We start from the raw sequence: 22593 nt of genomic DNA on the forward strand, positions 1-22593 counted from the left end.
AACAAGTAAGCACATTCGAAAAGGTGGTTGATGGCGATGTATGGACAGATTCGAATCGAACACAATCTGAGTTGTAAAGCAATGCCCCGTTTTGAAGAGGACTTAGGATTTGGACGTCATTTTACCGATCATATGTTTATGATGGATTTCGAGGAAGGAAAGGGCTGGCATGATCCGCGTATTATCCCTTATGGGCCTATTTCCCATGACCCTTCAGCGATGGTTTTTCATTATGGGCAAGCCGTGTTCGAGGGGTTAAAGGCTTTTCGTACGGAAAAGGATGAGATTGTTTTATTTCGACCTGACCAAAATGCACAGCGACTAAACCGTTCCAGCGACCGGCTGCAAATGCCGCAAATGGATGAGAATTTCGTCGTAGGCGCTATTCAAACCCTTGTTCGTGTGGATGCCGAATGGGTACCCCGAAAAAAGGGGTCCTCTTTATATATTCGTCCTTTTGTAATTGCTACCGAAGCAGGCCTAGGCGTACGTGCCTCATCGCGCTATTCGTTCGTAATCATTATGTCGCCGGTAGACTCCTACTATGAGGAAGGGCTTCAGCCCGTTAATCTCCTTGTAGAGAGCCATTATGCTAGGGCCGTTCAAGGTGGTACGGGCAATGCCAAAACAGCCGGTAATTACGCTGCAACCCTCAAGGCACAAGCCCTCGCCAAAGAACACAACTGCGCGCAAGTGCTCTGGCTGGATGCCATCGAGAAGATTTATATAGAAGAAGCCGGCAGCATGAATGTCTTTTTCAAAATCAACGGGGAAGTTGTAACCCCGAGTCTTAGCGGCAGTATTCTGGATGGCATCACGCGAAAAAGCATCATTCACCTGCTAAAAGAGTGGGGCATTCCGGTTACAGAGCGGAAAATTTCGATCGATGAGATTGTTCTGGCCTATGAGAACGGAACCCTGGAGGAGGCCTTCGGTACCGGTACGGCTGCCGTCGTATCCCCCATTGGCAATCTCCTGTGGAAAGGTACGCCTATGGTGATTAACCAAGGTAACATTGGTGATCTGGTTCGTCGGCTTTACGATACGATTACCGGGATTCAATACGGAAGGATTGAGGATTCTTACGGGTGGACGATTTCTTGTTAGACGCATGCTGAAAAAAATTACGTCGGCCTTAGTTGAGAGTGTTTGTTAAAGTTGATGCAACGAAAATTACGCCTATGACGTGTATGGAAGAATCATTCTCTGTTGCTTATACGTGTAATGTTGTATTTTGTACATTATTAGGCAAGCTAATCGGCTTTTTCTATGCAATTGTTGTAAAAAACACAACAATTCCAGCCCAAATTAGCTTTATAGCCTCTAACACGGCTAATTTATTGCACAACATACAACAATCTTAGCTTTCCCTGAAGAAATCAAGGAAATTGTTGTACGCTGTACAACTTGCCTTCCCAATTCTCTCTCAAACCCAGGAAAATTTAATCCCCATCCCCTTGCCCTAAAACATATAAAATAGCCTGTGTGTGTGTGTGTGTTGTGTGTCTGTGTTGTGTGTGTGTTGTGTGTCTGTGTTGTGTGTGTTGCAAAAAAGACACCTCGCGGGTGTCTTTTTTCATGTGGAGGCTATATAGTAGCTCCTTAGGCCTTTAGATTACTTGGAGCAGCTAACGCTTTGCCATACATGTGTGTGCGAACAGCCCAGGGACAGTCAAAGTAGTACCCTATTTTGCTGACTGCTCATCACTCTCTGATTCCTTCTCTTTCTGCTCTACAAGCTGCCCATCGATATCGATAATATCCTTGCTGTTCATCACATCATCACCAAGAAGATCCCTTAGCTTTTTCTTCGCTTTGCGCTTCACATCGTCATCGATACTCCTTGCGACAGATGCCAGCGCTAACCCCATAGCGCTTAAATCATCTACATATCCAACAATCGGCAGCAAATCAGGCAAGATATCCAGGGGCAAAATGAGATAGCCCAGCGCGCCGTAGATTTGAACCTTTGCTCTAAGCGGTGTTTTCGGACTTTCTACGGCGTAGAAGAGCAGCAATCCGCTGTAAATGACTTTGCTGCCTGCCTTTTTGGCGCCCTTTTTCAGTTTCAGCCAGAAGCCGTCGGTTGAGAAATATTTCTGATATTTGGAAGAGTCCATCGCACGATCACTCCAATCATTTATATATATATAACCCATATACAACGGAAATCAAGCATCCCCTGATGATACTCATATGTGCTATGCCGTTAGTGTGCTCAGCCCAACGCCAAGAAACTCCCGTTTCTAAGCTTGCTCCTCACTTAGTGAGTCTATGTTGATTTTGTCACAGAATTGAGGAGATATGCAAGGAGTCCATGAAGAAAAAAGAACTAGACAGAAGAGTGACTTCTCTCCGACCTAGTTCTAACAAAGAAGTGCGCCGTGCAGCACACGCCTCGTTTATAATTCTAAATAAATAGCTGTTTTATCATCCGACTTTTTCACTCTTGGAAACTGCAAGCAATCTGGATCTGCTTCCTCCACTTGGATAAGCCAATGGATATAATTTTCCAGCCCCATCGATTTGACTCTCAAGACGATCTGCTTTAAATCTTCATCGAGTGAATGCTCCCGTTGAGGATCAATTAGGCCATCAGAGAATAGAAACAATGACGTTAATTGCGCTCTGCTAATTCGGCCATATTCCATATGATCTGCCAGTACCGGTTCTCCATTTAAGACGGAATACCCATTTACGGTATTCATTAATGCTCTTCCAGCATGAATCTGCGGCTTTACAAGCTGCCATAATTCCTCGCGGGAAGTGAGTCCTGATGCAACTCCCTCCGCCCAAAGCTGACGGGTGCGGCGATCCACAACCTCCAACTGGTCTCGGGTTACAAGCCTAATCGTACCATCTTCATACATTGCGATCAGCATACAATCACCTGCATGTGCGAACTCAACATGGGTGTCATTTACACGAACAAGTAAAGCACAAGCGCTCCACAATTGTTCTTTACATGTCACATCCACACCTGCTGCAATCATCTCGTCACGCAGCTGCTGATTGGCTTGCATCAGCATACATTGCGGAGAAAGCTTTTGCCCAACTTTATCCTGGGACAAAGCAATAATTGCCTTGGCTATCAGCTGTGCAGCCAAATACCCACCCGTCTCACCATCCAAGCCTCTGTAAGGTTCTAATGAAGTAGCCCCATCTATGACACCATAAAGTTGAATAGTATCGTTAACAATTAGCGAATCCTCATTCCATACACTGTTCCCTTGCGTTGAGATTGTCTGTATCTTCATATTAACCTTCACACCTGGCTACAGCGATCTTGGAATCCGCTGTTCCATAATATAGAAGCCATGTGCCTTCGTGATAGACGAGACCTTCCACAAAGCATACATGATTAATTTGACCATTAATTTCGTATTCTCTGTCAGGCATCAAGAAGGGCTTAGTCGAGCGGGCGATTACGACGCTGGGGTCTTTCAGATCGAACAGAACTTGTGCAGCGCAATATGCGCCTGTCGTATAGTTTGGATCTCCGTGTTGACCATGATTTTTGCTGTTATAGATGAGCAAAATCCCCTGTTCCATGATGATGGCTTGCGGACCAGGCTCAATGAGATCACTATCGAAATGATGCTTTCTTATTGACAAAAGAGGAAGCAGAAAGGGCTCAGCATGGTAGCCTCGCGGATCTTCCGCTTCCACTGGTGTCCAGTGGATCAAATCCAACGAAGTGGCGGCATAGATGTTGGACTCACCCCAATACATCCAGTACAAGCCGTCAATTCGTTCAGCGATGAACTTCTCTCCAACACGTTTGGTGACAATAGCCCCTGATTTACTCCAAATGTCTGCGTATTTGCCATCTAACTCTTGACCAAATGCCAATCCATGCTTCGACCATGACGTTAGATTAACGGATGTCGCCACACAAAGTCTGGCTTTGATGCCATCATAAGCGGTATACATCATATAGTACGTGCCATTTGAATCCTCTACGATACGCGGGTCCTCGCAGCCACCTTCCCATTCAAGCGTATGGAATGAATCCTGTTCAGGATATAAGACGGGTTCACGCTCCTTCTTAAACTGCAGTCCATCTCTGCTCACCGCATGTCCGATCCGAGATGTACCTTCGTACTTCCCTACCCTATCCTCCGCACGATATAAGAGATGCACCTCACCCTCTCGAACAATAGCAGTAGGATTGAATAAATCCTTCTCCTCCCAGTTCACCTCACAATTTCGAACCGGACAGATGAATGACGCCTCAGCTTCGGGAAGCAATATGGGATTAATCTCATCTGCTTTGATAAATGGACCCAGCTCCCATTCCAACTTACCATCTCGATACATGTTTATATTCCCCTCACTCATAGATGAGGCTACTCCAGTTTTTCTTTTTGGAGTAGCCCACCGTAGTTCATTATTTTTTGGACGCTTTATAAGCATCTAATTGTTTTTGATACTCAGCTATTACTTTATCAATACCTGCTGCTTTTAGCTTATCAATAGCTGCTTTGCTCTTCTGATCATAATCGAGCACACCATCGTAGATAGGCATAATATCCGATGTATAAACAGCCTGAATATTAGACATCTCAGATTTAACCGCAGTCGGATCGAAGAAGAAGTCTGCGGCGAAGAATGTTTTCGCATTCGGATCTGCAACGAACAAAGCTTTGTTAGCGCTTAACGTATTGGGATCGATACGAATATACTTTAGGTTCCCGATCATCCAGTCTTCCTGCAAATAGAGATTCGTCTTACCATCAGCATCTTTCAGGTATTCAATACCGCGATCACCGACTTTTTTGTATGTTTTGCCTTCAATCCCATACATGAACAAATCATAATTTTCCTGGGAGGTATATAACCAATTCAAGAACTGTACAGCGGCTTCCGGATGTTTGCTGTTCGCAGCTACAGCATTAACGTTCTTCGCGTTAAACATTCTGTAATGCGGTTTATCCGGATTTAACCGTTGAAGTGTAAAATCTTCGTCTTTCATATTTGGATACGTCTTTTTCATTTCGTTAACGTTATTTGGTGTACCGAATAAAAATGGATATATGGCACTATTGATTTGCTTATCGATTTGCTCTTGCTTTACAACGAGAATATCTGGGTTTGTAAGCTTTTTCTGGTAAGCTGTACGGAAGAAAGCCGAATCCTTTTTAAATTCTTCTGTTTCAGCCCAGCTCTTAACTTTGCCGTCCTTATCAATGAAAGCAATTTTATCTTTCACTGCAAACGGATATGAGTCATACGCTCGGTGCAGCACATCGGATGCATCACGTAGTCCGCCGCGAATAGGAAGATACGGCTTGGAAGCGCCATGATCTGTTGCCATCACTTTTTCCATAGCTGCAAGCATTTCTTCCTGGGTCTTAGGAACATCCGTGACACCAGCTTGATTCAACAAGATGCGATTCGCCGTGAAGGAACCGTCAACGGCAGGTTCATACCAATAGGATGGAATACCGAACGTTTTTCCGTCTTTTTGTACACCGCTCCAAACGGAATCAGGTATAGCTTTCTTTAACTCCGGCCCATATTTGGCAACCTCGGGTCCAACATCTTTGACAGCTCCGCGACCAATATAATTGGCCAAAGAAATCCAGTCATTCATGACGTGGAACATATCAAAATCTTCACCAGTTGAAAGCTTGAGGTTCAGCTTTTGTTCCCAAGCTCCCCAGTCAATGTATTCTTTGACGATTTTCACATTTACACCGTCCGCTTGCAGCTTCTTATCTACAGCGTCTTTTACGGCAGCCCACTCTTTGGGTTCATTTCCGGGTAACACATATTTCAAAGTGACGACTTCTGCTGGTTTTGCCGATTCTTTGACACTCTTGTCTTCTGTTTTTGCCGATGCAGAAGCCTCAGGCTTTTCATTTGTTGCCCCGCAGCCTGCAATAAAGGTTACTGCCAACAGGCTAGATATTGACACCATGGATAGCTTTTTCATTTGACCCTCTCCCTTTGAGTTAATCTTATATAAACCTCTTCCGAGGAAAATATCAACCTTTTACTGAACCTACGATAAGTCCTTTGACAAAATATCGTTGGAGAAATGGATATAAAAAGACGATAGGGCCAAGTGTTATCACTACGGTTGCCATTTTCGCGGATTCTGCAGGAGCGGTATATTGACTGCTTGCGCCTGCCGGAATCATGCTGAGCATTTCAATGTTGGATCGGATTTTAAATAAAACATACTGCAGAGGGTATAAGCTCTTATCATCGACTAACATGATCGCATTAAACCAATCGTTCCAGTAGGCGAGCGCATAGAAAAGAAGAATGGTCGCTAGTACGGGGACGCATAAGGGTAAGTAAATCTGAAAAGCAATTCGTACATCATTAGCCCCATCCATATAGGCTGATTCCCTAAGCGCACCCGGCAGTGCTTCCATAAAGTTGCGTACTAGAAACATATTGAATGCATTGAATAGCAGCATAGGAACAATAAGAGCAAACAGATTATCTACCAGTCCTAACTTTTTACACATGATATACCATGGAACCAAACCGCCGTTAAAAAGCAGTGTAATAAAAAAGTATAAATTAAGTCCTGCGCGATATTTCACCTTCGGGTTGGAGAGCGTATATGCAGCCATGGCCGTGATAATCACAGCGATCAGGCTGCCGACCACGGTTACCGTGATCGTCACCAGATAGCTCTTGAGCAATACGGTCTTATTGTTGAGTAAAGTGCGATAAGCTTCTAATGAAAATTGTTCTGGAATCAGCTGATACCCGTGCCGAATAATGCTGTTTTCATCCGATATGGATACCATCACCGTAAGGAACATAGGCAGAATACATAGGAGAGCATAAATGGCTAGCACAATATAGATAAACATCCCCGCCAAGTCGAAGCGTTTCATTGTCTTCATCTTAATAAAGCGCCCCTTCCTTGAAATATCTACGGGTAAACCAATTCGCGACGAAAACAAGCACTAAACCTACTGTTGATTGGAACAAGCCTACAGCCGCTGCGTTGGATGGATCTCCTATTTGACGAAGCGATCGAAACACGTACGTATCAATGACATCTGTCGTTGGATACAACACACCATTATCGCCGATGATGGCATAGATCATGCCGAAATCCCCATAGAAGATTTTGCCTAAGTTTAGTAAGGTCAATATCGCAATTGTCGGTGCTAAGAGAGGCATTGTAATCCTCCAAATTTTGTCCCATCTTGTAGCTCCATCGATTTCAGCAGATTCATAAAGCGAATGATCGATGCCAGTGATCGCTGCCAAATATATGATCGAGCCCATTCCCGCTTCTTTCCAAATTTTCATAGCCACGAGAATCCATGGCCATGCCTCCGCTTTCGTGTACCAGTTCACGGTTTCCATCCCGAAGAAAGTAAGCATCTGATTGATCATTCCAAAATCTGTGGAAAAAAGTCCGTACATCATGTAGCTGACAATAATCCATGAAAGAAAATTCGGAAATATCATTGTTGTTTGTGCGAATCGTTGAAACAAGCGGCTTCTTATTTCGTTAAACAAGATCGCGATGAATACCGCGCTAACGGTGCCGGCGATAAGAAACATGACATTTAACTTCACCGTATTTATGGTAATCAGCATCGCATCGCTTGTCTTAAAGAAAAATTCGAAATTTTTGAAGCCGATCCACTCACTGCCAAACACACCCTTTTGGTAATTAAAATGTTGAAAGGCTATCAAGAGGTAGGGGTAAGTGGCATACGAGAAAATAAAAACATATAGGAGGGCAGGAACAATTAATAAGTAGGAGAACCGATTGATGAAAAGTTCTTGCAGTACTCCAGTTTTCTTTTTGATTGTGGAAACGCTCTTTTTTTTCAAGGATGTTCGTGTCTGCATACAGCACCTCTCACTTTCGGGTTGACTACAGCATAGGAGATTACCCCGGCACTGTAAATTTCGAGTATTCGTACTCCTTTCAATAATTCGTGTTTCGGCTTATTAAAAATAAGATATGCTATCAAAAAAGACGATTGAGTGCCGGTTAGAGCTCCAATCGTCCAATTTTTTACGTATTTTGTTGATGTTGTTCACGAAAGCGTGAGGGCGTAACCCCGTATTTTTTCTTAAATAGCGTTGAAAAATAAGAAACATTGTAAATCCCGACTTGCTCGCCAATTTGAGCAACGGTATCGCTCGTTCCTGCCAACAGTGTTTTTGCCTGCTCCATGCGAATATGAGTAACATGATCATTAAAAGATGTGCCCACCATACTTTTGAACATTTTACCAATGTAACCCGAAGTTAGTCCTACCTGATCCGATACGATCTCAAGTGAGAGATTAGGGTCGTGGTAGTGCTGCTGTAAATATTGCTTAACCTCTTCAATCACCTTGGAGTTCTTCAAAGCGGCCAAACTCGTTTTATTTTCTTCGATCATATCTACAATTCGGAAGCAAAAAAGCTTCATCATGTTTTGAATTTCATCCAACGTTTCCGCCTGTGGAAGGTCATTCAAAGCCAAATATAGCTCCTTGGGATCAGCATCCCACCATTCCACAATACTTTCAAATTCTCGCGTGATAGCCAGATGTAAAAAGCTTGCATACTGTAACGTTAATGACGGAGAACCGCTACGGGATAATAGGGAGGTCCATTCCGCGATCTCTTTTTGAATGGTTTTGGGCTGACAAAGCTTGATGGCATCAATGATTTTGCGTTCCATTGCTGCTGGGTAACGAATAGGTTCGCCAGGAACGATAGATTTCATCGCATCAAGCAAGCTGCCATACCCCCAAAACAGCTTCAATGCCATATACCTTTGTGTAGAACGATACGAGCTCTCTATGTCTCCAAAAGCCGACACCGTATCACCAATACTTACCGATATAGATGTTTTGTAATAGTCTTTAACAGTCGCTTGAATTTCATTCAGAATGTAATATAACTGCATATCCGGTGAAGACTGCTCCAATTGAATAATCATCGTTATTTCATTTTCTTCGAGAATAACCTGATCCGTCCGATAGATCTTGCCGAGCATCTCTTGTGCAATATTGCTTATGGCAAAACGAATGAGTTCCCTGTCAAGAGCGCTGAACGTGTTCTTAAAACTAGGGTATTGATCAATTTGAAACTGAATAACGGCAAAATAAGGACCTTGCATACGAGAAAGCAACTGCTGTTCAATATCCCCTTTATAGCTAGATGACTGTAAATGTCCTTTCAGCATGTTATACATATAGCCGTTCTTCAGTAAATCAGAAGAGCGTGACAGCGTCACTTCCATTGATTTGGTCACCTGTATGGAGTTAGAAAATGCCTCCGATAACAGCTTGTACTCATCCAACCGGAGAAGTGATTTGCCTTCAGAAGTTCCACTCTCTGTTACCTTGTCTACTAGTGCTTTGATTGGGTTATACAGGTTACCAGTTACAATTAATGAGATACCAGCCCCTGTAATGAAAAGAAATAGCGCAATAAGGAGCGTCCAATTACGAAGCTCATAAATGTTCGAAAGCAATTGGTCATAAGGGCGAGCGCTAACAAACACCCAATCCAGTTTTTCTGACTTCACATAAGTAATGAGAAATTTGTGATGTTCAAGTGATTGAACAAAGCTGCCATGACTTCCCTCCTCTGATAAAATACGTTGAACATAATCGTTATCCGAGAAATTTTTCATAAATTGCTCAGAATTCGAATGAGAGATCACGGTGCCTTTTGAATCCATAACAAAGGTACTTGTATTGCTAGACGAACTGCTAATACTGCTCATCGTATTCTGAATATATGTCTCTTTTAAATCGAGTACGATTGCCGACTTGGTAGCCCCAGAAAAGACAGGTTCAGGAATAATTTTGAACGTTAGTAATTGTAACGGATGGCCATTTCCATCTAGAACTTTACGAGGATAAAAGCCAAGATAACCGGTTTGTCTTCTTTCCCCCATTTGCGGGTCTGGAGGCAGAGAAGCAACATCAACATAAGCCTTATTGGTGAAATTATAAATGCTGATATTGGCTAAGAAAGGATACACGCTTTGCATCTTCGATAATAGAAGATTAGCATTATAATTCGCGACTTTATCATCATCATTGGCATACATGAAGGTGATAATCTGGTTATCACTCATCAATTGGTTCGTAATGTTCTGCACTTGTTCAAAAACGACATTCGCCGTATAACTTACTTGCGAAAGCATTTCTCGCGAAGAGAGATCAATTTCTTTGACTGCTCTATTTGAAAACATCGAATATAAAATAGTGCATAATAGACCGATCGTCACCATAATTAAGAACAAGTAGGACAATATTAGTCTTCTATATACGCGATAGTGTTGAATACGCTTTAAAAATCCCATGATGTAGTCCCCCTTGACTCCATCATAACTCATCCCGCTTCATTAAAGCATCCTTGAAAAAGCTGACTCTATTTTAAAAATCAGCAAAAAGCTCCTCCTGATCGACAATCAGGAGGAGCATGTTCTCACCTATTTTTCGTATTCCTCGAATGGATCGTCAATAAGCAGTCTATGTGCTTCTGCATCGCTTACACCTGCATACAGCATCGCCTTTCCATCCTCCAAGCGATGAAGACCCCCGCTGAAAATCACATCGATGAGATCATTTCTCTTGGCAGGTCCTTGCGGAAATTGATCACGCGTTGCGATGATCTTAATTGGACTTCTTTCCGAACTCTTCGGATCGAAAGCAAATGTCATGGCATGGTAATGGCGAATATCGCCTTCTTGCATGTAAGAGATGTGACCAAGAACACCCGCTAGCCCGTTCTTTAACAAGTGTACTTCATTCACGCCTCCCCATTCATCCTTCATAAACTGATCCGTGAATACAGGAGCTTCATCGATCACGGCTTCATTCAAATCTTCGAGCTTTCCAATTTCTGTATAACCAATGACAGCCCGGGCTCCTTCAACACCAAATGGCCGTGTAAATACACCTATTCGACCGTTTGCATACTCAATTAGTCGGATATCTTTCATGTGATCAGGGCCGCAGGCAAAGTAAGTTAAATCTTGTATATCCGTCCCCTTATAGAACAAGGTGCGCCATGTTGCGACATGCTTAGGATTCTCCGTATCAAAGACGACCTCGACACCGCCGAAAACTAACTCCCCGGAGATAAACGTGAAAAAGGGGTCCTGCAAACCGAAGGTAACAGCCCCTGCCCTCGGTATCCATGTACCGCCGCGATTTACGAAAAACATAACCTCTGAACGCTCTGAATCACGGGACTCCACACGACCAGCAAGAACCATCTCGCCATCGTCCATAAAAGGAGCCGCAATATTGTATACATCCTTCTCGTCAACGCCTGCGAAGACAAGTTTTTCCGCACCGTAAGATTTCTTGTTAAAGTCCTCTAGCAGCTGCTTGGAGGACTTTACTTCGTTACGCAAAGAAAGTGTCAATGTACCTTCTCCCCATTCCTATTTGTGATGTTTTTGATCATAAAATAGGCATAGCGAAAAGTAAATTTCGATTTTCAGGAATGAGTATTGAGAATTAACAATCGTTGATTTTTATAGATTCTCGCTATTTTCTTTACTTAGCACCTCGTAGCTAGCCAGCCATTCTTTGCCGTTGCCCCATGCTTTCACCGGGTTTTTCTCACCAAGAATGTCTGTACATGCATAGGCCATGATCCATTCTTTGAGACCATTTTTCTCGCTGGCTTTGAGAGTTTGCGTCAAATAGACGAGCGCTGCATCCCCGCGGCTGACGATATCGTCGTAGGATTTTTGTTGACTAGAAATATAGACACTGGGATTACTACTCAATTGCGACATAGGGTCAGTCGTGATCTATTCAACTAGTTAAACGGAACGTAAAGCCCTTATTTCTCCTCCGCAAGCAGTATTTCAATCAAAATTGGCAAAATAATGCCTCCATGTTCCCTTTACGCTCAAAAAAGCTGGATATTGGATACATAGCGCATCGTAGTTCCGTTTGCTGCTTCCGAACCCTGAAGGCGTTGCCTAAAATGAGCGGTTCCCACCATCGCCACAGCTTTTGTTCGACAATGAAATCAGAGTCAAGCTTCCGGTTTGGCATAAAATCGATTCAAAAAAAGGGCTACTCCCCAAGGAGCAGCCCTATGATGGCTACCAAGCCAAACACGGTTAATATGACACCCGATATTCGGTTGATCCAACGAAAAGCCGAAACATGAATGCGATCTCGAAGCATGCCAATCACAGTACTTAGCGCAAGCCACCATAAGGCGGAGCCTACGAATACACCGATCACCAGGGTAACAGCTGAAGCAATGCCTGTCTGTGAGCCGCCCATTCCTAAACCAGCAAAAGCACCAAGAAAAGACATAATGGTCATCGGATTCGTAATGGTCAGCATTAGTGTGGAGGCGTACGATCTGAAAAGCGTATTACCTGAGGCTTTGGCTGCCTCGGCAGCAGGCTTAGAGCGGAAGGTCCGCACGCCCAAATAACATAAGAACAAGCCACCGACCGCTTGCAGCAGCACCTTTTGGTCAAGCAGGAAGCTGGTTATCAGCGTGAGACCGAAACCAGCGATGAAGCCGTAGAAAGCGTCAGCCGACGCAGCTCCCAATCCTGACAAAAAGCCATGCAGTCTACCTAATGTGATCGTTCTACGTATACATAAAATACCGATGGGTCCGACCGGTGCAGCGATCGAGAGCCCCAGTACAATTCCTTTCAACAACGGAATGAGCATCGTGATTACAGTACCTGCTCACCATCATACGTAGCAATCTTCTTGTAAAGATCCGGACGGCGGTCACGGAAAATGCCCCACTCGATACGCTGAACTTCTAGCTGATCGAGGTCAAATTCGGCAACAAGCACCGTTTCCTCATTGCGGCCAGCTTCCTCAATCATATTGCCCTGCGGGCCTGCGATGAAAGACGAACCATAGAAGTTGATGCTGGATTCCTCATCTTCTTCCTTACCGATGCGATTCGACGCGATAACAGGCATCAAATTTGCCGCGGCGTGGCCGCGCATGCACATTTGCCAGTGATCCTTAGAATCGATTGAACCATCCTGCGGCTCGGAGCCGATAGCGGTCGGGTAGAACAGCAGCTCTGCACCCATCAATGCCATAACCCTTGCAGCTTCCGGGTACCATTGATCCCAACATACGCCTACGCCGATTTTGGCATAGCGTGTTTTCCAAACCTTGAACCCGGTATCGCCAGGGTTAAAATAAAATTTCTCCTCATACCCGGGACCATCAGGGATATGACTTTTGCGATAGAGGCCTAGCACTTCACCATCTGCATCGATGACAGCTAACGAGTTGTAGCGCGCATAATTCTTTTTCTCATAAAAGCTTATCGGCAGTACGACCTTAAGCTCCTTAGCAATTTCGCGGAAATGTTTGATCGCTTTGTTGTTCTCCAGCTCAGTCGCATAATGGTAGTAGTCGGACTTCTCTTTTTGGCAGAAATACGGTGTCTCAAACAACTCTTGGATCAAAATAATTTGAGCGCCCTTCGCGGCAGCTTGACGAACCAAAGTCTCTGCTTTGCGGATATTTTCTTCTATATTATCGGAACAGCTCATTTGTGTTGCTGCTACTGTGACATTTCTCAATGGAATCACCCTTTCTTGCTTGCTGGCATTTGCTGTGTCGTACAGTGGACGTTGCCGCCTTCTTTGATAATGGACATGCCATTAATGGTGCGGATTCTGCGATCTGGGAAAGCTGCGCTTAGCACCTCTTCCGCCTTACGATCCGTCTCTTCCGCAGTTCCGCCGAACACTGGCAAAATAATGCCGCCGTTTACGAAATAAAAGTTCAAATAACTCAGCGTCAGACGCTGCTCTTCAAAGAACGTTAAAGGAGGCTGCTCGATCTGGATAATTTCAAAAGAACGTCCCTTAGCATCCGTCGCATTGCGTAGAATTTCTAAATTCTCCTGTGTAATCGCATAGTTTGCATCCGCTGGGTCGTTGCAGACCTGTAAAATGATTTTGCCTGGAGCCGCGAAGCAAGCAATATTGTCGACATGACCGTCCGTTTCATCGCCGTCCAGCCCTTTATTCAGCCAGATGATCTTCTCGACGTTGACGAAGTTTTTCACATACTCCTCAATTTGTTCGCGGCTTAGGTCCGGATTGCGGTTCGTGTTCAGAAGACATTCCTCCGTAGTCAAAAGCGTACCTTCTCCATCCACATGAATGGAGCCGCCTTCCATGACGAGAGGAGCGTCAAAACGCTTCACACCGTGATGCTCCAAAATTTGCGGAGCCACGTTATCATCAAGATCCCACGGCGCATATTTGCCGCCCCACGCGTTGAATTTCCAATTCACAGCTGCGATTTCCTGCTGTTCATTTAACAAGAATGTTGGGCCGTTATCACGGAACCAAGCATCGTTATGCGGAATGATCAGAAAATCAACGTTCTTCTCGTCAAACATAGCCTGTACTTTCTCAGCATCCGCCGGGTTCACAATCACTGTCACTGGCTCGAACTCAGCAATGGCCTTGGCCAAATCTGCATAGCCTTTTGATACAATCGCGTGATCCTCTGGGTAAACCATCGAAGATTGAACGGGCCAAGAAATAAAGGTACGTTCGTGTGTTGTCCACTCTGCTGGCATTCTATAGTGTAAATCCTTAGGTTTCATCTCATCCATCTCACTTTATATAAATTTGTTGACAGCTATATGAAGGGCAAATTTCGAAGTCAAATGCACCGTCTTTCATCATATACCAAAAGGAGCTTAGGCTCAATGTACATAGGTTTACAAATTTAGCAATCGTTTAAAGCCAAATTGCTCTACTCTGCATATTTTGTTTGCTTTTAATGAACATTATATATGGCTTTAACATGTAACGAAATGAAAGGGCGGATCACATGGCAACTGTTTTACACATTTCAGCACATCCCCATGACCACCAAACATCATTCAGTATGGCTGTAGGAAAAGCCTTTATTGAAACCTATCGGGAAGCCAATCCTAATGATGAAGTCATCCATCTGGACTTGTACAGCATTCAATTGCCTCACATTGATGCCGACGTATTCAGCGGGTGGGGGAAATTACGAGGCGGTCAACAATTCTCAGATTTGAGCAAGGAAGAACAAACAAAAGTAGGCCGACTTGGCGAAATAACGGATCAGTTTGTAGCAGCGGATAAATACGTATTTGTAACGCCAATGTGGAATTTCTCATTCCCACCGCTTATGAAAGCCTATATTGATGCTATTTGTATCGCTGGCAAGACGTTTAAGTACACAGAAACTGGTCCTGTAGGCTTATTGCCTGACAAAAAAGCGCTGCATATCCAAGCAAGCGGCGGCGTTTATTCGGAAGGACCTGCTGCCGCTATGGAAATGGGACATCGTTATTTAAGTGTCATCATGTCATTCTTCGGCATTACAGATTTCCAAGGACTTTTTGTTGAGGGCATGGCTCAGTCACCCGACAAAGCTCCGCAAATTAAAGAGGATGCGATTAGCCGTGCGCAAGCATTAGCTAAAACGTTCTAACAAATAATAAAAGAGGCTGTCTCAAAAGTAACAAGATAGATGTGTGGGACAGATCCAATTGTTTAAAATAGTGAATATTGGAATGAAAAGGAGCTAAGCGGCTTGAATGTGCTTAGCTCCTTTGTTTTTGACGTCAACCGGCTCGGGCTCGATCATACGTCGAACCGCTAGCGCGCTGCCTTCTTCGCTGTCGAGTTTTTCACTTGCCTGGTTTTTTAAAACGCAAATACTTTATGCTCACTTTGACAAGCCAATTTGATCCAAGGTATATGGATTTTTTTACACAGCCACTTTTGCTGCAATGATGTATTTCATCGTTAGATTCAAGTTGAGGTCGCATTGCGATTGCTGCATCGATGTTTTACATCGTTAGGAGGGCGATTGGGAGTATAACGGTCCATAAAAGATTAATGGAACGATGTTTTACATTGTTGCAAGGGAGCTCAATCCTCGTTTTCATGCTGTAACGATACTTTTCATCATTGCGTCACAGGTCGGCAAACTCTGCATGTACAGCCTGTCTCTCAGACATCTTTGACTACTTTTTGGACAGCCACTAGTTCAGCAGCGTCTAATGGGGACCTATGGTAATAAAGAGGCTGCCTGAAAGCAGATACTACTTTTGAAACAGCCCTTGGGACCTATTTCGTCTTTCTCCCGCGATATTGACCCGTTCGCAATTCCAAGATATAGGCGTCCGAATCCGGCATTCGCTCATCCTTTGCGTGCTGGACAGCAAGTTCAATGTCGTAAGGCACTCGCACATGCTGTAGATTGAACGCTGCGGGCTGTTTGCTGTGGTAATTCCCCTCAAGAAGGACATAGGAAGCTTGTGTTAAATCCAGCGGATTTCCTACGCTTCCTGTATTGAAAAGCATTTTACCCTTAAGAATCTGCAAATAGGCGTTGTGAACATCACCATACCCTGCCACGTCGGCTTGGAAAGTCTCCTCGCACACTTCCGAGGACTCAAACATCGACATACGGCTTTCCATCTGGTCCCACGGCTGAATACGTTCATATACGCTTCTTGGCGAAGCATGAAATAACCTCACGAACTTCCCGCTCATCCAAAACTCATAGCAAAAAGGCAGCCCTTTCAAATAAGTCAACCGCTCGTGCCCAAGCCTAGTCTGATGCCAAAGCAAAACCTGATCTTCGGTAGGATTACCGATGAAATCATCCCAGTTTCCCATAATAACCTTATGGCAAACCTCCCGCACGTGATCAACAACGAGATCCGAATGCGGTCCCTTCCCTACTAAATCCCCTAGACAAATGATCTCCGTAACATGTCGATGCTGAATATCCTTCATAACCGCTTCGAATGCAGGCATATTACCATGGATATCTGAAATAATGGCTAGTTTCTCCATCGACCCACCTGCCTTTATGTTAATATTTTTCGTTACGCGAAATGGATGCTTCTCTCCTGCCCGCTCTGCCAACCAAAAACGGATACATCAGATACAATCCAACGACATACAGCAGAACGGCTATATAAACAGGCAACAAATGAATGAAGTCCATATAGCCAATGTGAACATGCACCAGAAGTCCGGCCGCAAATCCGGGAAGACCGCCCCAGAGAAACGTCCACCACAACCAGCTTTCGCCTTGGTTGACCCCCCATAAAGCGGAGGCTGTAATCGCTACCGCTAATGAAAAGAGCGCTCCGCCGAATCCTGCCCGGTCATGAGCAATGAGCGGAATGATGTTATCGTTCCAAGCAGCAAGCTGTTGGACTGTCAGGTCGAGAAAGGCTAAATCTGTCGGTACGAACACGGTAGTGATACCTACGAAAGATATCGTCAAGCCTCCGATTGCTAAACCAAATCCGAGTACAACGAAGCAGCATTGCCCCCACTGCGCTCTGAGCCAAACAGAATCATTCAGCACGCCAGGCTTCTTACGGGAAGGATGATCTTTTAATCCGCGCAAGGTCAGCAGCAGCATCGGAAAGAGCACGGCCGCAACTGCGGCATGAAGAGGATCAAAATAGCCATAGCCGAGATAAAGGAAAAAGCTGCTAAACCCCACCGCACTCGAAGTAACTACCGCAGTTCGCGCCCAGTGAAGCCCGTAACGCAAGCCATGACGAGCCAGTTGATAATAAAAGATACCTATCGAAATCATCGTTCCGGCTAAAGTAATGCGGTCATGGGACATGAAATGTATAATATGCCCATTAAAATGATTTATGACACTTCGGCTCACGCCAAGAAAAGTTTCGTCGTAAGGCAATAGAACGCTTGTGGACGCAATAAGCCATGCGAGCACACCGCCAATCATCATGCCGATACCCAGCAGGCTCATCCAGCCCCAGTTGGCCCAATACGAAGGCAGCTGGGGCTCGGCTGTTTGCTTGATGCGATCATGAATGATCGCTTCGTTGATTCGCTTGGGCAGCCCTGGCCCCGCGTACACCAGACCGCTGTGCAGCTGGACGCTATTCGCTCCAGCAGCCAAGAGCTCTAGAGCATCCTGCGGCTGATGAACACCGCCAGCCGCGACAATCGTGCTCCGCTCGCCGAGCGACTCGCGGAGCAGCCGGACCTGGCTCAGCTGCGCAGTGAGCGCCTCCGCACCGCCGCCGACGCGTTCGCGGCGGGTGCCCGGCTCGCACAGCGCTTCGCCGACGACGACACCGCTGAAGCTCGCGGCGATGTCGGTGAGTTCACGCAGCATCCCAATGGGAGTTGGCTGCGGCAGGTAGAGCAGCAGCGGCTTCCCTGGGGCCGCTGCTTCAGCTATTACGCGTACCTCTCGGAGGTACGCTATGGCTTCATCCGGTGGCCAGCCTTCGGCGAGGCCATCGATGTAGAACCCCGCCGCGTACGGCGCCAGCTTCGAGAGCAGCTCCTGCTGCTCAAGCAGCGCCTCACGCGGCGAACTGCCCGGCATCGGCCGCAGCCGCACGAAGTGCGGCAGGCGATGCCCAGTGCCCTTGCGCAGGCGCTGGACGATTGCGTCCGCGCCGTCATTGACATAGCCATCGGGGTAGACGATGGCTTCACACTCAGAGCCGCGCTCGATCGGCGCCTCATTCCGCACCTCTCGGATCGTCACAGGTCCGAGCTCGATGAAGCCGAACCCGAACTGGGCCAGCGCCTTATGCGCGGTTCCATGCGGATCAAGCGTGCCGCTGAGGCCGATAGGACACTGAATCGGCACCCCCGCCAGCTCATCCTCGAGGATCGGCGACAGCTCCATGTGACCCATAGTTTTAATCACGAACGTTCCGCCTGGGACACGGCTTAATCCGCCTATCGCATGAAGGGTCAAGTTCCGGGCTATGCGTCCCGGCAGTCGAAATAGCAACGGACGAAATATCGCGTGATAAGACCAATCAGGCATCGATAGGTACTCCTGTATTTGTTTATTTTACCCAGTATACCGCTTATTCGGCGTCATGCCTACGTCACAGATTGTTGCTATTCCCTGTGATTAAAATCACACCGCCTCCATCGTCTTGTTCTCTATACTAAGGGTATCAAGTTAATCTATGTGAAGTGAGGCGTTCCTTTATGTTAAACGAGCAAACCATCCGCGTTATTAAATCTACAGTTCCCGTACTGGAAGTTCACGGTGTAGCGATAACCAAACGTTTCTATGAAAAGCTGTTCACAGCACATCCTGAGCTGCTGAATATATTCAATCATGCGAATCAAAAACAAGGCCGGCAGCAAACAGCTCTAGCCAACGCCGTGTATGCGGCAGCCCTGCATATTGATCGGCTCGAGGCCATTTTGCCTGCTGTGAAACAAATTGCCCATAAGCATCGCAGCCTGGGCGTCAAGGCGGAGCATTATCCGATTGTCGGCCAACATTTGCTTGCAGCTATCAAAGAAGTGCTGGGCGATGCAGCAACCGATGAAATTCTTCAAGCTTGGGCTGAAGCCTATGGGGTCATAGCGGATGCTTTCATCGGTATTGAAGCTGAGATGTATGATACATCTGCACAACAACCCGGAGGCTGGAAGGATTTCAGACCGTTCCGAGTCGAACGCAAAAACAAAGAAAGCGACGTCATCACTTCCTTCTACCTGGCACCCCAAGATGGGGGCGCGCTCGCAGCATTTGAACCGGGGCAGTATGTGAGTATCCGAATTCAGATTCCAGGGGAAGAACATACCCATATTCGGCAGTACAGCCTCTCGCATGCACCCGGGGAGACTTACTATCGCATCTCCGTAAAACGCGAGGATCACAATCCTGCTGTTCCTGCTGGCAAAGCTTCGGTCTATCTGCACAACCAGGTGCAAGAGGGCGATGTGCTGTGGTTGTCCGCGCCTGCTGGCGATTTTACACTGGATCAAAAGGACACTCGGCCTGTCGTACTTATCAGCGGCGGTGTTGGGCTGACGCCAATGGTCAGTATGCTTCACACCCTTACAACCACGTCGCCGAATCGTCAGGTTACTTATATCCATGCGGCTCAGAACGGTCAGCATCACGCGCTGCGCAGGGAAGTTGAAGAACTCGCCACGTTGCATCCGCAAGTGACTGTTGCCTGGTGCTATGAGCAACCGACGGAAGCTGATGCAGCCAAGCAAACTTTTCATAAAAAGGGATATATCGATTTGCCATGGCTCCAAAGCATAGTACCGACTAAGGAAGCTAGCTTTTATTTCTGTGGACCTGTACCGTTTATGAAAGCAGTGAACCAAGCGCTTCGTGAATGGGGTGTTCCCGACTCAGACCGTCATTATGAATTTTTTGGTCCTGCGGGCACTCTGTAAACGGATTGGCGATCTGATTTCGCCTGTATTATAGTTTTGCGTTCTCCCTCAGTAGACGATTCACGGTCTCCCGGCGAAGCCCGATGAACTGACCGATTTCCTCCTGCGTTAGCACGTCTGTCAGCTTCGACGTTCCCAGGTAGTGCCCAAACCAGCGTTCCAGCTTCTTCAGCTTGACAGCGGGAGCCATTTCGGTCAGTTGATCAATACGCTGCTGCATCATGCGCAGTTTATCCTGTAATTGTCGGGCAATCGTGCGGAAATGCTCCGGGCTGCGCTCCAGCTCCTCGTACCACTGTGCAGCAGGAAGCACCTCTATGTCACTAGTGACAAGCGCTATCGCAGTACCGTAGTAAGGACTTGGACTAATGAGCGAATGATGTGGAATGGTCTCGCCAGGCACAATGATATTCACGAGTGTCGTATTCCCGTCCTCATGAGCACGAACAATTTTCAACAGACCGGTTTGGAGCTGGTACAGTGGACCCGTGTCCCCTTGCCGGAATAGGATTTCTCCTTTGTGCAGTTTCATTTTCATTCTCCTTCATATCAAAAAAAGCGACAGCATTCACCTGCTGATCGCTTTTTTATATTTGCTAGCTGCTAACCAGCTACATCCTCTTTTTTAAACGGCTCCAGCTTCGTGCGAAGCGGCGAAAGTGCCAGTGACAATCTGGCAACCCAATTCAACTGCTCAACCTTGCCAATGAGCCAAATCGATCCTATCAGCCCCAGGAGTGAAACAAGGACAGCTGCAGGCAGCGCCCAGAATGCGACTGGATGCGCAAAAAATGGAATGAACGAAACGGCCAAAATCGGGGCTGCGTTCCATTTGAACCACTGGATGAGAGAGATGGTAAGTATTGCTGTTATGAAAAATGACATTGCGCCGTGACTTATCGCGTACATGCTGCTGCCGATTGTCACTGCAATGATAGCACCCATCGTGATGCGTCCTATGTCCTTAATTTGGTCCACACGGTGCATAAAAAGAAAGCTGAATGCTCCAAGCGTTGGATAAAACACCATCTTCATTGATGGGAAATGGTAGGAAGCCCAGTAAGCTCCCATGAGATAGCAGCACATCACTAGTGAACGTAGAAACATCGTTGGTTCCAGTCCTTTGTTCTCGAATTTTTGGCACTTTTCTCATTGTACAAAAGTGACCATCCTTCGGTCAATCATATGGTATGAATTCCCACTCCTTAGTTCCGATCAACCGAAACCGTTGTCTCCACGAAAAATGTGGCCACCGCAAAAGATGCCGCCCCAAGCACCGTCGACTTATCGCTCAACTCGCTGAACGCAACTTTCAGCTGCTTGCGCGGATGCGGCAGGGAACGCTTCTCGAGCAGGGCCAGCAACGGTTTCATCAGCCATCTCTCGGCACTGGCTAACCGGCCGCCGAGAATGATGTATTCCGGATTATATCCATTAATAATGTTAACCACGCCTACACCGAGATAATAACCAAGGCGCTCAAAAAGCGCGATCACCGTCGGATCTCCGGCTTCGGCTTTGCTCAGCAAAGTCTCTAAATCCACAGCGTCATCGCTAAGCTCGCGGCGCGCCTGCGTGAGGAGCGCGTGCTCCGACGCATACAGCTCCCAGCAGCCCAAGCTGCCGCAGCTGCATTTGGGCCCGTCGTGCTGGATCGAGATGTGCCCGATCTCACCAGAGAAGCCGGTCGCCCCACGGTACAGCTCGCCTTTAATGATGATCCCGGCACCGATCCCGATGCCGATCGACACATATACCAGATTCGCCGTGTCTTTACCCGCTCCGAACTGTTTCTCCCCTACAGCTCCTGCGTTCGCTTCGTTATCAATAACAACCGGAATGTTGAACGTCTCCTCGATTTGCTGCTGCAAAGGCACGTTCTCCCAGCCAAGATTCGGCGCGAACAGCAGATTGCCGCTCTCATCACAAATACCCGGCACTCCGATGCCGATGCCGATAATACCGTAGACGCTCTCCGGCGCGCTTTCTATCAGTCCGCGAATGGTCGTTTTTAACAGCTGGACGACCTTTTCGACTGAAGCATTGTCATGCTGCACTCTTACTTCGCGGATGATCTTACCGCTTAAATCCGTCAGCACCGCGAGAATATCAGTAACCCCTAGGTCTACCCCGATGGCATAACCAGCCGTCCCATTAAAAAGCAGCATCATCGGCTTGCGCCCGCCGCTTGATTCACCAACGCCTATCTCTTCGACGACACTGCTCTCGATCAATTCGTTAACAAGACTCGACACTGTAGCCTTTGTCAGCCCTGTAATTTCTGCAATCCGCGCTCGGGATATTGGAGAATTCGTGCGAATATGGTGTAGTACGATGGATTTATTTATTTTTTTTACGAGATTCAAATCGCCTGTTTGCTTCATGTTTGCCCCCACATTGCTCTAATT

The 22593-nt window shown here is 46.3% G+C and carries 20 protein-coding genes; 3 read left to right on the forward strand and 17 right to left on the reverse strand.

Annotated features, from left to right (window positions below; genetic code table 11):
- The first annotated feature begins 36 nt into the window (after positions 1-36).
- Positions 37-1107 (forward strand): branched-chain amino acid aminotransferase, encoded by a 1071-nt coding sequence (locus ASG85_RS10965; protein WP_414858707.1) that lies wholly within the window; start codon positions 37-39, stop codon positions 1105-1107.
- A gap of 578 nt (positions 1108-1685) precedes the next feature.
- Here ASG85_RS10965 and ASG85_RS10970 read toward each other — a convergent pair.
- The 12 genes from ASG85_RS10970 to ASG85_RS11030 all read right to left on the reverse strand — a co-directional run bounded on the left by ASG85_RS10970 (position 1686) and on the right by ASG85_RS11030 (position 14577).
- Positions 1686-2120 (reverse strand): YkvA family protein, encoded by a 435-nt coding sequence (locus tag ASG85_RS10970; protein ID WP_060646223.1) that lies wholly within the window; start codon positions 2118-2120, stop codon positions 1686-1688.
- Between the two features lie 282 nt (positions 2121-2402).
- The gene (locus ASG85_RS10975) at positions 2403-3257 is read right to left on the reverse strand and encodes a protein phosphatase 2C domain-containing protein (RefSeq protein WP_060646224.1); all 855 of its coding nucleotides are present in this window, start codon (positions 3255-3257) and stop codon (positions 2403-2405) included.
- 1 nt (position 3258) lies between these two features.
- Positions 3259-4320, reverse strand: coding sequence for a glycoside hydrolase family 130 protein (locus ASG85_RS10980; protein WP_060646225.1), 1062 nt, complete (start codon positions 4318-4320; stop codon positions 3259-3261).
- Between the two features lie 70 nt (positions 4321-4390).
- The gene (locus tag ASG85_RS10985; protein ID WP_060646226.1) at positions 4391-5938 is read right to left on the reverse strand and encodes an extracellular solute-binding protein; all 1548 of its coding nucleotides are present in this window, start codon (positions 5936-5938) and stop codon (positions 4391-4393) included.
- Positions 5939-5990: 52 nt separating this feature from the next.
- Entirely contained in the window at positions 5991-6869 is an 879-nt protein-coding gene (locus ASG85_RS10990) for a carbohydrate ABC transporter permease (RefSeq protein WP_082588048.1), read from the reverse strand.
- A gap of 1 nt (position 6870) precedes the next feature.
- On the reverse strand, positions 6871-7836 hold the full coding sequence (locus ASG85_RS10995; RefSeq protein ID WP_060646227.1) for an ABC transporter permease: 966 nt from the start codon (positions 7834-7836) through the stop codon (positions 6871-6873).
- Positions 7837-8005: 169 nt separating this feature from the next.
- Positions 8006-10300 carry an AraC family transcriptional regulator gene (locus ASG85_RS11000; RefSeq protein WP_060646228.1) on the reverse strand — a complete coding sequence of 765 codons (2295 nt, stop codon included), beginning with the start codon at positions 10298-10300 and terminating at the stop codon, positions 8006-8008.
- A gap of 129 nt (positions 10301-10429) precedes the next feature.
- Entirely contained in the window at positions 10430-11371 is a 942-nt protein-coding gene (locus tag ASG85_RS11005) for a DUF1861 family protein (RefSeq protein ID WP_156396534.1), read from the reverse strand.
- 111 nt (positions 11372-11482) lie between these two features.
- Positions 11483-11749, reverse strand: a complete 267-nt coding sequence (locus ASG85_RS11010) for a hypothetical protein (protein ID WP_060646229.1) — start codon at positions 11747-11749, stop codon at positions 11483-11485.
- A 286-nt stretch (positions 11750-12035) separates the two neighbouring features.
- Entirely contained in the window at positions 12036-12656 is a 621-nt protein-coding gene (locus ASG85_RS11020) for a LysE/ArgO family amino acid transporter (RefSeq protein ID WP_060646231.1), read from the reverse strand.
- Between the two features lie 5 nt (positions 12657-12661).
- Positions 12662-13537, reverse strand: coding sequence for an N-carbamoylputrescine amidase (gene aguB, locus ASG85_RS11025; protein ID WP_060646232.1), 876 nt, complete (start codon positions 13535-13537; stop codon positions 12662-12664).
- A 5-nt stretch (positions 13538-13542) separates the two neighbouring features.
- The gene (locus ASG85_RS11030; RefSeq protein ID WP_060646233.1) at positions 13543-14577 is read right to left on the reverse strand and encodes an agmatine/peptidylarginine deiminase; all 1035 of its coding nucleotides are present in this window, start codon (positions 14575-14577) and stop codon (positions 13543-13545) included.
- A 230-nt stretch (positions 14578-14807) separates the two neighbouring features.
- Between ASG85_RS11030 and ASG85_RS11035 the strand changes: the two genes are divergently transcribed.
- Positions 14808-15443, forward strand: coding sequence for an FMN-dependent NADH-azoreductase (locus ASG85_RS11035; protein ID WP_060646234.1), 636 nt, complete (start codon positions 14808-14810; stop codon positions 15441-15443).
- Between the two features lie 641 nt (positions 15444-16084).
- Here ASG85_RS11035 and ASG85_RS11040 read toward each other — a convergent pair.
- Together ASG85_RS11040 and ASG85_RS11045 are read right to left on the reverse strand one after the other, a co-directional pair.
- A complete protein-coding gene (locus ASG85_RS11040) occupies positions 16085-16819 on the reverse strand; it encodes a metallophosphoesterase family protein (RefSeq protein WP_060646235.1) in 735 nt (244 codons plus the stop codon).
- A gap of 19 nt (positions 16820-16838) precedes the next feature.
- On the reverse strand, positions 16839-18347 hold the full coding sequence (locus ASG85_RS11045) for a hypothetical protein (protein ID WP_235550105.1): 1509 nt from the start codon (positions 18345-18347) through the stop codon (positions 16839-16841).
- Positions 18348-18970: 623 nt separating this feature from the next.
- Here ASG85_RS11045 and hmpA point away from each other — a divergent pair.
- Positions 18971-20185 (forward strand): NO-inducible flavohemoprotein, encoded by a 1215-nt coding sequence (gene hmpA, locus ASG85_RS11050; protein WP_060646237.1) that lies wholly within the window; start codon positions 18971-18973, stop codon positions 20183-20185.
- Positions 20186-20213: 28 nt separating this feature from the next.
- Here the strand turns inward: hmpA and ASG85_RS11055 are convergent, their stop codons facing one another.
- From ASG85_RS11055 to ASG85_RS11065, 3 genes are all read right to left on the reverse strand, one after another.
- Positions 20214-20717, reverse strand: coding sequence for a Crp/Fnr family transcriptional regulator (locus tag ASG85_RS11055; RefSeq protein ID WP_060646238.1), 504 nt, complete (start codon positions 20715-20717; stop codon positions 20214-20216).
- Positions 20718-20788: 71 nt separating this feature from the next.
- Positions 20789-21256: a hypothetical protein gene (locus tag ASG85_RS11060; RefSeq protein ID WP_060646239.1), complete on the reverse strand. Its 468-nt coding sequence runs from the start codon at positions 21254-21256 to the stop codon at positions 20789-20791.
- A gap of 134 nt (positions 21257-21390) precedes the next feature.
- Complete coding sequence (locus ASG85_RS11065; protein ID WP_060646240.1) at positions 21391-22569, reverse strand: ROK family transcriptional regulator; 1179 nt, start codon at positions 22567-22569, stop codon at positions 21391-21393.
- Positions 22570-22593 lie beyond the last annotated feature (24 nt).

It is taken from the genome of Paenibacillus sp. Soil724D2, assembly GCF_001427935.1.
GTDB lineage: Bacteria > Bacillota > Bacilli > Paenibacillales > NBRC-103111 > Paenibacillus_E.